Here is a 14,953-nt window from a genome sequence, read left to right as displayed (position 1 = left end):
CACTAATTTATCAAGCTATAATTAAGAAGTCGTTTTAAGAATTGTTTATTGAATCTCCACATTATCCGGACCGTCTGTAAACTCCGGCTCCCACGTATGGATATTGCCTGACGTTCCGGCTCCTTCGGGAAGTTCGAGCGCAGCCTTGAGATAAAGCGGAGAGATATCGTTTCCGAAGTATCTCAGTTCCTCTGTCATATCACTGACCAAAGAACAGGTCCTGCCTCCCGTCAACGGTAACGACAAGGAAAGTGTCTGCTCATTCCCCGCTATACCTATTATATAGATGGTAGCCGAATAAGCTCCAGTAGACAATTGCTTTGTGAACACCGGCTTTATACTTTTGGGTTCAGACAGTTCTCCCGTAGACAGGTTAAAGGTGGAAGCAATGCCGGATAATGTCGCCTCAATCTCTCCTGCCACCTGTCCGGGCTCTCCGCCTTGAGGAACCAGTGTCAATGTCAACTGACGGACACGCTGTTTCATTTTAATAGAGGTCTTCACCGTTTTGTCGGGTTCCACTACCACCGCTTTAGTCCGGGCATTAGAGAAAAACCAGCCAGGCTGTTGCAAGGTCCCGTCTTCTCCAAGCGCAACGCTGGCTGTAAGATTATTCACAGTCATATTGGCAGGCTTATTATAAGCTACCACATCATACGTCCCGACATTCAAGGCAGATTGATAAGTTGCAGTCCGGTTATCCACATTCCGTTCGCCGATTCCGGTAATAAAAAGAGTGTAATCGTCCGGAAGTTGCGCTTCCGCAGAATAATCCCCCCAATCGGCAGTGATTTCGACAGTACCTTGCTTGGATATTTCATCTCCTTCATTATCGGAACAGGAGATGTGCAAGAACGTAATTCCCAATAATAAAAGAGGGAAAACATACGCGGTCATCATTTTACGAGTTTTCATAATAGTATAAATTCATGTTTGATTAATAGCTCAAAATTCTAGCATACAAAGGTTTGCTTTCACTTTATGGCAAAATTAAACGGAATAGAAATAATAGAAAATGGATAAACGTACACAAACCAGCACAGATTATCAAACCGGCACACGAACGGAGGTACCATCGGCAAATAATCCATGTAAACGTACAAGTATCCATGTCACAAACGCCAGACTCTCCTCATCTTTGTATTCGAACGTTAACCAAATATATTCACCATGAAATATTTACGCTATTTGTCATTGATCGGAATGCTGCTCTTTATTATTGCTTGCGGAGATGAGTCCATACAGTCACCGGAAAACAATAACACAAATAATGCAGGGAATCAAGAGGAAGAACCCAAAGAGGAAGTTATCAAAGGAGAGCGCAGTATGTGGGTCAGCTACGACCCTAATTATAAGGAAGTAAAACAGCATACTTCCGGTTATTCCCATGCACTAATCAGTTGGAGACTACTCCCGACAGATCCGGATAATATTTCCTTTGATATTTATAAAAGTGAAGATAACGGACAAGAAACCAAACTGAACGAAACGCCTATTGAGCATACCACCTGTTGGGCGGACAAAGATATTAACCCTCAAACCACGAACACATATCGCGTTACCATATCCGGTTCAAAAGAGACACTGTGCGAATATACCCTGACTTCCTCAATGGCGCAGACTTTCTACCGGGCTATCCGGTTGAACGCCAACGTGCCAAACCCCGCTATCACATATAATGCCAATGATGCACAAGTGGGTGACCTCGACGGTGACGGAGTAATGGAAATCATATTGAAACGCCAACCCTATGACGGTGCCAATAAAGGCGGATGGCAGGAAGGAACCACTTTGCTGGAAGCTTACAAGCTGGACGGAACCTTCCTTTGGCAGATAGATATGGGAATCAATATACGCTCCGGTTCCCATTATACTTCTTTTATCGTATATGATTTTGACGGTGACGGAAAATGTGAGATCGCTTTCCGTACCTCCGAAGGAACCAAATTTGCCGACAATACGATAATAACAGCCGCCAACGGAGAGGTAAACGATTACAGGCAGCCGGTTGATTCTCCCGGGAAAGGATGGTATTCAGGGAAATCACTACACTCCACTCACGGACTAATCTTTGACGGGCCGGAATATATATCCATTGTCAACGGACAAGGTGTGGAAGTGGCACGTACCAACAATATTCCACGCGGAGGAGAAGGCAGTAATTACGAACGTGCCAAATACTGGCACAATTACTGGGGAGACGACTACGGCAACCGAATGGACCGTTTCTTTATCGGAGCCGCTTATTTGGACGGAATTCCTCAGAATGGCGTCAGGAAAGCCAATCCCAGCCTGATCATCACTCGGGGAATTTACAAAAACTGGCAGGTATGGGCGTTGGACTTTAACGGTTCCTCATTATTGCCCCGATGGAAATTCAATACAAACGATAAAGGATGTGAATCGTACAGAGACATGGGCTCACATTCTTTCAGGGTAGCAGACTTAAACGGGGACGGTTACGATGAGATACTTTATGGTTCGGCAGCCATCGCACGCAACGGAAAAGGTCTCTACTGTACAGGAAACGGACATGGGGATGCGTTGCACGTGGGCAAGTTTACCCCCGACCGTTCGGGACTGCAAGTAGTAGCTTGCTTTGAAAATCCTAACAAATATATGAATAGCGGCTTCGGCTACGGCTGTGCCGTATTCGATGCAGCGACAGGGAAGTTTATAACCGGCCATGCAGGCGGAGCTACTTCCGGAGATAGCGGAGACAGTGCCGACGAGGATGATGAAGACAATAACCCTCCGGGAGACGTGGGAAGGTGCCTGGTAGCGGATATTATTCCGGAAAGTCCCGGACACGAATATTGGTCTGCCGAAGCCAGCGGAGTATACAGTTGCCAAACCGGACAATTGCTTAGCACAACATTGCCTTCTGCCAAAACCGGATCCAAAAGTTATAATAACGCTGTTTTTTGGACCGGAACATTAACCCGTCAGATGTTGGATGATGTAATGGTTCATAGTTATACGAAATCCGCTCCCTGGAATATGTCGCGGGTGATAACTTTCGAAAAATACGGTGGCGGTGTAAAATCCAATAACTCAACCAAAGCCAATCCTTGTTATTATGGAGACTTTCTGGGAGATTACCGCGAAGAAGTGATTTATAGAAGCAGCGACGGATTGTCCATCTATATCTTTTCGACCAATCATCCTACCGAGTACCGGTTTGTACATTTGACGAACGACCATACCTATGATATGTCACAAGCTATGCAGAATATAGGATACAATCAGCCTACACATTTGGGCTATTATATTGGAGAAGATGAAAAATAGCACAATTTATCCATCTTTTCACACGTATATCCATTATACATAAACAAAAAACGCAATACTTTAGCTGCGGAAACAGAAAAGATAAATTTCACTTATTACATATTTAATTTTTACCTGGAATGAAAACAACCTTATTAAGCCTTTTATTACTGGCAACAGCAGTTAGTATAGAAGCACAAAATCTGCCACAGACTTTTCAATTAGCCGATGCTCCACGTTACTCGGAAAAAACCGGATACGGATTCGACCGTGTAGATACACCCAAGAAAAACAGTAATGATCCTTTCTATTTCTCGGTACGTGTGCCGGACGGAAATTACCGTGTCACGGTACGTTTAGGCAGTAAGAAACAGGCAGGGAATACAACTGTACGTGCAGAATCACGCCGCCTGTTCGTAGAGAATCTGCCTACTAAAAAAGGAGAATTCGTAGAAGAAACATTCATCGTCAATAAACGTAGTCCCCGTATCTCCGCCAAAGAATCCGTAAAGGTCAAAGACCGTGAAAAAAGCAAATTGGACTGGGACGACAGACTGACAATCGAAATTAACGGAGATGCTCCCGTATGTGAAAGTATCCGTGTAGAAGCAGCAGACCCTGCCACTCCAACTATTTTCTTATGTGGAAACAGCACAGTAGTAGATCAGGAAAATGAACCTTGGGCCAGCTGGGGACAAATGCTTCCCCGTTTCCTTACGGACAAAATATCGGTAGCCAACCATGCAGAGTCCGGATTATCCGCCAATACATTTATCAGCGGGAACCGCCTGAAAAAGATTATGTCGCAGATAAAGAAAGGAGATTATGTTTTCGTTGAATTCGGACACAATGACCAAAAGCAGAAAGGTCCCGGTAAAGGCGCCTATTACTCTTTTATGACCAGTCTGAAAACCTTTATCGACCAGATACAGGAGAAAGGCGGACAGCCGGTGCTGGTTACTCCGACACGTCGCCGCAGATTTGACAAGGAAGGCCGTACCGTCAATACACATGGCGAGTATCCGGATGCAGTACGCTGGATTGCAGCAAAAGAAAATGTACCTTTGATAGAACTGAACAACATGACCGGTACACTGTATGAAGCATTGGGCGAAAGCGGTTCGAAAAAGGCTTTTGTACACTATCCGATGGGCAGCTTTCCCGGACAAAAGAAAGAATTGGCTGACAATACCCACTTCAACCCTTACGGTGCTTACCAAATAGCGAAATGTGTGATAGAAGGAATGAAAAAGGCTACCCCGGAACTGACGAAATATCTGAAAACAGATACTTCTTACGATCCCGCCAAGCCGGATAACGTAGACAGTTTCCACTGGTGTCCGGCCCCTTTCTGTGAAATGGAAAAACCCGACGGAAATTAATAGTACATAACCATAAAAACTAATATCATGCTTTTACGTTCTTTCTTACTAATCATCGTTTTCGTATGTAGTCAGATTGTACGCAGTAACGACTTCGTTTGGTACAATGGAAAACAGGCTATATCATACGCCATGCCCCAGTCTACCGCCCCAGTTGTAAAAATAGCTATTGACATGTTCACGGAGGACATGAAACAGGTGACAGGTTTATCACCCAAACAAAGTCCTGCATCCCAAGCAACAATCCGCATTATACAGTTGGACAAAGCGGATAAAAAACAACAGAAGGAATTGCGCGGACTAAATATCCCCATTGATGAAATTGCCGCTAAAAAGGACGGTTTTTATATGGCAGTGGCCGGAAGCTCTACGGGAAAACAGCTTTTTGTTATAGGTAGCGACGGCAGAGGAACTGCTTATGGAATATTGGAATTGTCACGTCTGGCAGGCGTATCACCTTGGGTATGGTGGGGAGATGTCACTCCGGAAAAGCAGAACCGGCTCGCTGTAGCCGATACGTTTCAGACTTTTCAGAGTCCGTCTGTCGAATATCGCGGCATTTTCCTGAATGATGAAGACTGGTCTTTACAACCCTGGAGTTGGAAAACGTTCGAACCTTCCAACATCAAAGGACGTATCGGAGCCCGTACTTACAAAGAGATCTTCAAATTACTGTTGCGGTTGCGCGCCAATGCGATTTGGCCGGGTATGCATGGCATCACCACTCCTTTCTACTTCGTGCCCGGTGCAAAGGAAGTGGCCGACAGTTGCGGCATTGCTATCGGTACCTCGCATTGCGAACCTTTAATGCGCAACAATGTAGGAGAATGGAGTGTAAAACGACGTGGAGCCTACAATTACATTACCAATCGTGATTCCGTACAGGCTTACTGGATAGAACGGCTGAAAGAAGCTGGGAAGTATGAGAATATGTATACGATCGGTATGCGAGGTATTCATGACGGACACATGGAGGGGGTAAAGACTATGGATGAAAAAGTCAGCGCTCTTCAGCAGGTCATTAACGACCAGCGTAAATTGTTGGCTAAATATACTAATCCGGACGTTACAAAAGTTCCGCAGGTGTTTGTTCCTTATAAAGAAGTATTGCAGATCATGGAAAACGGTTTGCAAGTCCCGGAGGATGTTACACTTATGTGGTGTGACGATAATTACGGATACATGACACGCCTCAGCGATGAAGAACAGCAAAAACGAAGCGGTGGCGGCGGTGTTTATTATCATCTAAGCTACTGGGGACGTCCACATGATTATATGTGGCTGTGCACCACTCAGCCGGGACTTATCTATAATGAGATGAAGCAGGCATACGACCATAATGCCCGTCGTATATGGATAGTCAATGTGCACGATCTGAAGCCGTCGGCTTATAATCTCGAACTGTTTCTGGATATGGCCTGGGACATCAATTCCGTAGGTCCTTCTACCTTAAACGCACACCAGGAAAAATGGCTCTGCCGGGAATTTGGCGAACAGGCCGGAAAGAAACTGTTCCCTGCCATGCATGAGTTCTACCGCTTATGTAGTATCCGTAAACCGGAACACATGGGATGGACACAAGTAGAATTAGATAAAAGAAAGTACCCCAGAGGGCGTTCACAAGTGATTGATACCGAATTCAGCCTGACTGAATTCGGCGGAGAGCTAGACCGTTATCTGGATTCGTACGAAGCAATCAAAAAGACTGTTACCGAAGCAGAAGCCCTGATTGCACCCGAACGAAAAGACGCTTTCTTCTCACATATCAAATATCAGGTATTTGCTGCCGCCGCCATGAGTACCAAAATGCTGGAAGCACAACGCGCCCGTTCCTACTCTACCGGACAGTGTGATGAATCTCTTTGGGGACGTGACAAGGCTATGTTATCAGCCTGTGCCAGAAGTACGAAAGCTTATCAGGAAATCAAGGAACTGACTGATTACTATAACAATGAGATGGCGAACGGTAAATGGAAACATTCCATGTGTTTCTATCCGCGCGATTTGTATGTGTTCTATCCGCCAACTCTTCCTATAGGATTGACCGACAAAGAAGTAGATAAATATCTGGCTGAAGGTCCAAAGAAAACATCTTCCCGTAAGATTAAAACAGATAAATGTATCAGTTACAATGCCTGCAATTATACCCAAGCATCGGAAGGAGCTACGCCTATTCAGGCACTTGGACACAGTATGAACGCCGTTGCCCTGTCTAAAGGTGGCTCACTGACATTTGAATTTGACTGTCCGTGGGAAGGAGAAGCATTGTTACGTACTGCCGTCATACCGACTCAACCGAATGACAAAGGAGATATCCGCTTCAGTGTCAGCATAGACGGAGGAAAACCGCAGGTGCTTTCTTTCCGAGAAAAGGGACGTACGGAGACATGGAAACGTAATGTACTGCGTGGGCAAGCCGTCAAGGAGACTAAGCATTCACTTAAAAAAGGCAAGCACACGCTGACAATCAAAGCGTTGGACAAGCACGTTGTAATAGACCAATGGATGCTCGACTTTAAGCCGAACCGTAAATTTTATGTGTTCCCACAGTAACCTTAAAAAGGTATCAACGCCATGAAATACACGCCATTATTTATCATCGGATTTATACTTTGCTTATCTGCATGTACGGATAATCAGCTTCTTCCGTCCTCTTCGGATGACGGAGAGAAACCGGTGGTAAAAGAAGAAAGGAACTATACTCCAAGAATGTTATGGGCATCTATCAACGGCAGGGCAGACGCTACAAACGACAAGAACCAAATACATAATAAAAAGATTCTTGTCAGTTGGCGCATGCTGCCCACTGACGATACGGAAGTAGCGTTCGACCTTTACAGAAAAAGTGGCGACCGGGCTGAAATCAAAGTAAATGAGAATGCTATCACAGTCAACAATTTTCAAGATGTTTCGGCCGATCTTTCGGTAGATAATACATATAGACTCTGTTACCATTCGAGTACAGTAACGATAGATACCTATACTATCACCGCACAACAGGCTTCCGCCGGACTGCCTTATATATCGATTCCCTTGCAAGGAACGGAAGGCATCACTCCCGGATTAGTGTACAAAGCCAATGATATAAGCATAGGTGATCTGGATGGCGATGGACAATATGAGATCGTATTGAAACGGCTTATCTCTTCTCCAGATGATGATGAAGACAGCGAGACGGGCGACACGAATGACGGCATACGCCACTCCGTATTGCTGGAAGCCTATCACCTGGACGGCACATTCATGTGGCGAATGGCAATGGGGCCCAATGTGCCAACCGGAAACGGAAGTTCATTCGCTGTATATGACTTCAACGGGGATGGTAAATGCGAAATTGCATTGCGTACCGCCGAAGGCACCATTTTCGGGGATGGACAGGAAATTGGTGACACCGATGGGGATGGAAAAACGGATTACCGGGTAGCGGGCAAGAAATATATACATGGCGGACCCGAATTCTTATCCGTGATAGAAGGCGCTACCGGCAAGGAGCTGGCACGAACGAATTACATCGCTCTCGGACAAAGTGAAGACTGGGGAGATAACTATTATAAGCGCTCAAGTAGTTATCGGATCGGAATGGCACGTTGTTCCAACGACGCTATCTCTATCATTATAGGACGGGGATGCTACGCCAAAATCGTAGTGGAAGCATGGAACTTTAGCGATAACCAACTGTCCCGCATCTGGCGCTTCGATACTACCGACGGTATTCACAGCGATTATGACGGTCAAGGATATCACAGCATGAGCGTGGGTGATGTGGACAATGACGGATTAGATGAAATAGTATACGGTTCATGCACCATAGACCACAATGGAAAAGGGCTCAACTGTTGCGGACTGGGACATGGCGATGCATTACATCTCGGAAAATTCGACCCTTCAAGAAAAGGACTTCAAATATGGTCTTGCTTTGAAAGCGGTACGGTAGGCGCTGCCCTAAGAGATGCCAATACGGGAGATATTATATGGAAATTTGACAAATCAGGAGATGTGGGACGGTGTTTGGTGGCAGACATCGATCCGGATAGTCCCGGCTGCGAAATGTGGTGGTATAAAGGAAATGCTCATTCTTCGTCCGGCGTTGATTTGGGTTATGTTCCAAGTTCGTGCAATATGGCAATGTGGTTCTCCGGCTCCCTTAACAGGCAATTATTGGATAATGGCACTGTTAATTCCTACAAAGACGGGAGGGTATTCACCATATATCGTTATGGCGTTACCACCATCAATGGCACGAAAGCCAACCCATGTTTCTATGGAGATTTTCTAGGTGACTGGCGGGAAGAAATTATTCAACCGACCTCCGACAATACGGAATTACGCATATTCAGCACCTGGTATCCCACGGAATATCAGTTTCCATATCTGATGAGTGACCATATTTATGAAATGAGTGCTCTTAATCAGAATATCGGCTATAATCAGCCAACTCATACCAGTTATTATATCGGTTCCGACCTGATAGAGAATAAAGAAATAAGAAAATATTGCTCAAGCAAATAACGATAACGCTATATGATAAAAATAAAACAACTACTCTCACTTGCATTTCTCCTGTGCTTCAGCAGTATAGACGCACAGAATACGGAGACTCTGTATCTGTCCGGCACCGGACTGGGAAACACCGTGACTTGGGATTTTTATTGTTCCGGAGGCATGAACAGTGGTAAATGGAGTAAGATAGAAGTACCTTCACAGTGGGAACTGCAAGGTTTCGGAGAATATACATTCGGCCGTTTCTATCTGGTAAAAGGAGCCAAGCCAAGTGATGAAATGGGGCTCTACCGTTATAAATTCAAAGTTCCCGCTGACTGGAAAGACAAGCAGGTCAGCATTGTTTTCGAAGGAGTAATGACTGATACGGAAGTGAAGATTAACAACGAACTTGCGGGAGATATTCATCAAGGCGGTTTCATCAGTTTCAATTATGACATTACCGACAAACTCAAGTTCGGTAAAAGTAATGAACTGGAAGTGAAAGTATGGAAAGAGTCTGCCAATAAATCGGTGAATGCGGCGGAACGCCGGGCCGATTGGTGGCTGTTCGGTGGTATCTACCGTCCGGTTTATCTGAAAGCCATGCCTAAGATACATATCGAACGTATTGCCGTGAATGCAACAGCCGACGGCAAGTTATCAACAGAAGTTCATATGAATAATCTACCAAAGGGGTATTCTCTGGCAACTTCACTGGCTCCGGTAGGAGAAAACAAGTCCATCGGAAGGCAAACAACTACTTTGGATAGCGGGAATGTACAAACCATCTCGACTGACTGGGAAGGTATCCGCACCTGGGATTGTGAACATCCCAACCTTTATCTGCTCCGATTGGAACTGCTCGACAATCAAAAAAGACTTGTACATATACACGAAGAACGAATCGGATTCCGTACCGTTGAGTTCCGCCCTAAAGACGGGATTTATATCAATGGAACAAAAGTAGTAATGAAAGGCGTCAACCGTCATAGTTTCCATCCCGATGGAGGACGTACAACAAACAAAGAAATCAGCCTGCAAGATGCACTGCTAATCAAAGAGATGAATATGAACGCGGTCCGCTCACATTATCCACCTGACAAGCATTTCTTGGATGTATGCGACTCTTTGGGAATCTTCTACCTGGAAGAGTTTCCCGGTTGGCATGGAAGATATGATGAGAAAGTGGGAGAGAAACTACTAAAAGAGATGATGGCTCATGACGTGAACCATCCCTGCATCTTCTTATGGAGCAACGGCAATGAAGGAGGATGGAATAAGAAACTGGATACCCGTTTTGCCGATTATGACCCACAAAAGCGGCATGTAATTCATCCGTGGGCAGATTTCAACCAACTGGACACTCATCATTACCCTGCATACCAAACGGGAACGGCACGTCTCGCCAATGGATACAACGTTTTCATGCCGACAGAGTTCCTGCATGGACAGTATGACAAAGGACTGGGCGCGGGGTTGGAAGATTATTGGAGCAATTATACTTCCAATCCGTTATTTGCCGGTGGTTTCTTATGGACTTTTATGGATGAAGCCGTTACACGTAGTGACAAGGGAGGAATTCTCGACTCAGACGGGCCGAACGGTCCTGATGGTATTGTAGGTCCCAGAAGGGAAAAAGAAGGTAGCTTCTACACAGTCCGCGAAGTATGGGCTCCCATTCAATTCAAAAATATGTTTATCACCCCTTCTTTCAAAGGAGAATTTGCGGTAAGTAATACTTATCTGTTCACCAATTTGAAAGAATGTAGCATGAGATACCGCCTGTATGCTACTCCTTCTCCACTAAAGGGAGGTCAGCGTTCATTACTGAATGAAGGGACGGTCAGCCTACCGCCTATTGATCCGGGAGAAACAGGGAAAGCACGCATGAAACTACCGGCTAATTTCTTTCAAGGTGATGTATTGGAACTGGAAGCTTACGATAGAAACGGGAAGTCTATTTGCACCTGGACATGGCCGGTAAAATATGCCGATGAATATTTTAAAAGCCAACGTACACAAAGCACCCCTGCAAAACCTGCAGAGATTAGAAAAGAAAATGAAGATATCATTCTTTCCGCAAACGGAATTTCAGTAACCTTCAGCGGTAAAGACGGAGCATTGACTAAGGTAAAATGCAATGGTCAAGTCATTCCATTAAATAACGGTCCGTTACCCGTAGGCATAAAAGCCGATTTCAAAAAAGGAGAGTCCCACATGGAAGGTAAAGATGCACTTTTCGTTGTTAAATATACAGGGGCCATTGATTCCATCGTCTGGCGTATGACAGCAGACGGTTTACTAGGCATGGATGCTCGTATGTTGAATCGTGGTAACGGAGGTGGATACAAAGGAGAATTCTTTGATAAAAACATCTATTATTTGGGACTCAGTTTTTCATTTCCGGAAAAAGAAGTAAAAGGAATGCGCTGGATGGGACGCGGTCCGTATCGTGTCTGGAAAAACCGGATTAAAGGAACTAATTACAATATATGGGAGAAAGAATATAACAATACCATTACCGGAGAAAGTTTCGAGAAACTAATATATCCTGAATTTAAAGGATATCATGGCAATCTATATTGGGCAACCCTACAATCGGATAAAGCACCTTTCACCATTTATTCGGAAACAGACGGGCTATATTTCCGGGTATTCACTCCGGAAGAACCGATACATCGAAGAGATGGGGAAAACAGTATGCATAGTTTTCCGGAAGGCGATCTTTCCTTCCTTTATGATATTCCCGCCATACGTTCTTTCAAATCAATAGCAGAACATGGTCCGAAAAGTCAGCCGAGCAGCATTCGCATCAAATCGGGAGACGACGGGTTACGCATGAAACTTTGGTTTGATTTCCGTCACTAAAAAATTATAACTGAATGAATTAACAACATAAATTTTAATTAATAACAGAAATAGCCATGAGAAAAGTACTATTAACACTGGCATTAGTTACCACAGCTTCATTAAGCAATGCGCAAGTATTGAGAAACAATTTCCTCAACGGATGCAAAGAAGGGGAACCTATCGAAAAGGCAGCCTACACAGCCAAGAAAGCACCTCTTAATAAAGATGTATGGAGTGCTGTATTCAATGAGAAAGCACCTTATATAGGTGAGAGTCCCGTAGCAGGCAAAGAACTGTCTTACAAAGGATACAATGAGAAAGGACTGTCGATTATTTGGGGCGGACTACCCGAAGACGCAACCTTCCGCCCCAGTATCTACGGCTTGGAATCAGGAAGAGCGTATTCTACCGGAACTTATTATGTGTCATTCCTGGTAAACTTCTCCAAATTCAAGGCAAAAGGTAATATGGATTTTATTTCTACAAGTACCAATCACGCTGCCGGAACAAGTCGTGGATTCATTTTTGCTTCCAACCAAGGCAGCAAACTTAAATTCGGAGTGGGTATACACAAACAACGTGCTTCTTCTCCTAAAACGTATGACCTGAATGCCACACACCTAATTGTATTAAAAATTGATTTCGCACAGAATCAAGCTTCATTATTTGTCGACCCGGAACTGAAGGATAAAGAGCCCACACCGGATGCGGTAGCTACTGAAGAGGGGGCTTTGAAGGCCGGAATAAAAGGAATAATGCTAAAGAATCGCAATAATTACGCAGGAAATATAGGTAATTTCCGCTTTACGGATAGTTGGGCAGGAATTATTGGGAAATAACCATAGCCTACTTATTGATAATTAAAAAAGGTGTCTTTTAAAGGACACCTTTTTTAATTTCTTTCAACTATCTATCTTATTCAACAGCTGCGGATAATTCAGCACCGGCTTTAAATTTAGCTACTTTCTTAGCGGGAATAGTAATAGTTGCTTTTGTAGAAGGGTTAATACCTGTTCTTTCAGCTCTTTCGCTTACAGAGAAAGTACCAAAACCAACGAGAGATACTTTCTCACCGGCTTTCATGGCATTAGTAACTGAAGTGACGAAAGCATCAAGTGCCTTTTTTGCATCGGCTTTGCTCATTTGAGCTTCGGCAGCCATTGCATTAATAAGATCAGACTTATTCATAATACGTAAAATGATTAATTAATATATATAACAAAAGATTCTCCCACAATGGATTAATTCCACAAATATAGCCGAACAAAACAACATATCAAATAAAAACATAAAAAAAACGCAGCAAATTATTGAAAAAGAGCTAATAGGAAGCACTTTTCATGCTTTAAAACAGAATTTATTCGTACTTTTGCATCTATTATCATAATATTCAGAATAAAAAAATGATGCCAACTGTAACTAAAAACCTGATAATTATCAATGTACTAATGTTTTTCGGTACATTCGTAGCACAACGCTATGGAGTAGATCTGACTAATTATCTAGGATTACATTTTTTCCTCGCAAGTGACTTCAATCCGGCGCAACTTATCACTTATATGTTCATGCATGGCGGATTCAGCCATATTTTCTTTAATATGTTCGCCGTTTTCATGTTCGGTCCGATTCTCGAACAAACATGGGGACCCAGACGTTTTCTGTTCTATTATATCCTTTGTGGTATCGGTGCGGGAGTTATCCAAGAAGGAGTACAATATATTCAATATGCAACAGAACTCAGCCAATATTCACAAGTAAATATAGGTACCGGTATTATTCCCATGGAAGAGTATCTGAACATGATGACTACCGTAGGTGCTTCAGGAGCTGTCTATGCCATATTGCTGGCATTCGGTATGCTGTTTCCCGATAATCGGTTGTTTATCTTCCCGCTACCTTTTCCGATCAAAGCCAAATTTTTCGTAATCGGATATGCCGCAATTGAGTTATGGTCAGGACTTGCCAACAACATAGGAGACAACGTCGCCCACTTCGCCCATTTAGGCGGAATGTTGTTCGGACTGATACTGATTTTGTATTGGAGAAAAAAAAGTAATAACAATGGGACATATTATAGCTGATTTGAAGGAAACATTCAGAAGAGGAAACATTTTTATCCAACTGATTTATATCAATGTCGGTATCTTTGTGATCGGCACATTGATTCATGTTTTTCTACGACTGTTTGAAGTCAACACTCCCGATATATTCAACATATTCGCTTTACCGGCCTCTTTTATCGGGTTTATCCATCAACCGTGGTCATTGTTTACCTATATGTTTATGCATGCCGGTATTCTGCACATTCTATTCAATATGCTTTGGCTATACTGGTTCGGGAGTTTATTTCTTTATTTTTTCTCGGCAAAGCATTTAAGAGGGCTATATATATTGGGAGGTATCTGCGGAGGTTTGCTTTATATGGTCGCCTACAACGTATTTCCTTTATTCAGCTCACAAGTGACCGGAGCAACGTTAGTCGGGGCTTCCGCTTCCGTACTAGCTATCGTAGCGGCTACGGCCTATCGTGAACCCAACTATAGGGTGCAACTTTTTCTTTTCGGTGCTGTCCGTCTCAAATATCTTGCACTGGTCGTTATCGGAATTGATGTACTGTCCATTACCTCAAGCAATGCCGGAGGACACATTGCCCATCTAGGAGGTGCTCTTGCCGGGCTTTGGTTTGCAGCCAGTCTGAGTAAGGGGATTGACTTAACTTCCTGGATTAACTGGATTCTGGATGGTTTCATCTCTCTTTTCCAAAAGAAAACATGGGAACGCAAACCTAAAATGAAAGTACACTATGGCAGCAATGCTACCGAACGACGGAAAGATTATGATTATAATGCCCATAAAAAAGCACAATCTGACGAAGTGGACCGTATTCTGGAAAAGCTGAAAAAATCCGGTTACGACAGTCTGACGACAGAAGAAAAGAAAAGCTTGTTTGACGCAAGCAAAAGATAAAA

Annotated in this window: 10 protein-coding genes; 8 read left to right on the top strand and 2 right to left on the bottom strand. The window is 43.8% G+C overall.

The features are described 5' to 3' along the window. Nucleotides 1-45: 45 nt before the first annotated feature. Nucleotides 46-915, bottom strand: coding sequence for a FimB/Mfa2 family fimbrial subunit (locus ACNOGP_RS06035; protein WP_272720688.1), 870 nt, complete (start codon nucleotides 913-915; stop codon nucleotides 46-48). A 255-nt stretch (nucleotides 916-1,170) separates the two neighbouring features. On the opposite strand from ACNOGP_RS06035, the gene ACNOGP_RS06030 reads away from it, so the two are divergent. From ACNOGP_RS06030 to ACNOGP_RS06005, 6 genes are all read left to right on the top strand, one after another. Then, nucleotides 1,171-3,291 carry a hypothetical protein gene (locus tag ACNOGP_RS06030; RefSeq protein ID WP_418214319.1) on the top strand — a complete coding sequence of 707 codons (2,121 nt, stop codon included), beginning with the start codon at nucleotides 1,171-1,173 and terminating at the stop codon, nucleotides 3,289-3,291. A 119-nt stretch (nucleotides 3,292-3,410) separates the two neighbouring features. Continuing rightward, complete coding sequence (locus ACNOGP_RS06025) at nucleotides 3,411-4,652, top strand: rhamnogalacturonan acetylesterase (protein ID WP_143866201.1); 1,242 nt, start codon at nucleotides 3,411-3,413, stop codon at nucleotides 4,650-4,652. A 27-nt stretch (nucleotides 4,653-4,679) separates the two neighbouring features. Beyond that, nucleotides 4,680-7,205, top strand: coding sequence for a glycosyl hydrolase 115 family protein (locus tag ACNOGP_RS06020; RefSeq protein ID WP_418214318.1), 2,526 nt, complete (start codon nucleotides 4,680-4,682; stop codon nucleotides 7,203-7,205). A 21-nt stretch (nucleotides 7,206-7,226) separates the two neighbouring features. Then, entirely contained in the window at nucleotides 7,227-9,161 is a 1,935-nt protein-coding gene (locus tag ACNOGP_RS06015; RefSeq protein ID WP_418214317.1) for a hypothetical protein, read from the top strand. A 12-nt stretch (nucleotides 9,162-9,173) separates the two neighbouring features. Then, on the top strand, nucleotides 9,174-12,002 hold the full coding sequence (locus tag ACNOGP_RS06010) for a glycoside hydrolase family 2 TIM barrel-domain containing protein (protein WP_418214316.1): 2,829 nt from the start codon (nucleotides 9,174-9,176) through the stop codon (nucleotides 12,000-12,002). A gap of 56 nt (nucleotides 12,003-12,058) precedes the next feature. Beyond that, the gene (locus tag ACNOGP_RS06005; protein WP_418214315.1) at nucleotides 12,059-12,823 is read left to right on the top strand and encodes a hypothetical protein; all 765 of its coding nucleotides are present in this window, start codon (nucleotides 12,059-12,061) and stop codon (nucleotides 12,821-12,823) included. A 76-nt stretch (nucleotides 12,824-12,899) separates the two neighbouring features. Here ACNOGP_RS06005 and ACNOGP_RS06000 read toward each other — a convergent pair whose 3' ends face one another. Then, nucleotides 12,900-13,172, bottom strand: coding sequence for an HU family DNA-binding protein (locus ACNOGP_RS06000; RefSeq protein WP_007762033.1), 273 nt, complete (start codon nucleotides 13,170-13,172; stop codon nucleotides 12,900-12,902). Between the two features lie 218 nt (nucleotides 13,173-13,390). On the opposite strand from ACNOGP_RS06000, the gene ACNOGP_RS05995 reads away from it, so the two are divergent. Further along, nucleotides 13,391-14,065 (top strand): rhomboid family intramembrane serine protease, encoded by a 675-nt coding sequence (locus tag ACNOGP_RS05995; protein WP_007762035.1) that lies wholly within the window; start codon nucleotides 13,391-13,393, stop codon nucleotides 14,063-14,065. Continuing rightward, nucleotides 14,046-14,951 carry a rhomboid family protein gene (locus tag ACNOGP_RS05990; protein ID WP_288213771.1) on the top strand — a complete coding sequence of 302 codons (906 nt, stop codon included), beginning with the start codon at nucleotides 14,046-14,048 and terminating at the stop codon, nucleotides 14,949-14,951. The genes ACNOGP_RS05995 and ACNOGP_RS05990 overlap by 20 nt, the downstream gene beginning before the upstream one ends. Nucleotides 14,952-14,953: the final 2 nt, after the last annotated feature.

Source organism: Bacteroides difficilis (assembly GCF_048319815.1).
GTDB classification, from domain to species: domain Bacteria; phylum Bacteroidota; class Bacteroidia; order Bacteroidales; family Bacteroidaceae; genus Bacteroides; species Bacteroides zhangwenhongii.
Note: the sequence above shows the minus strand (reverse complement) of the source record. Positions and strands in the feature narration are given on the sequence as shown.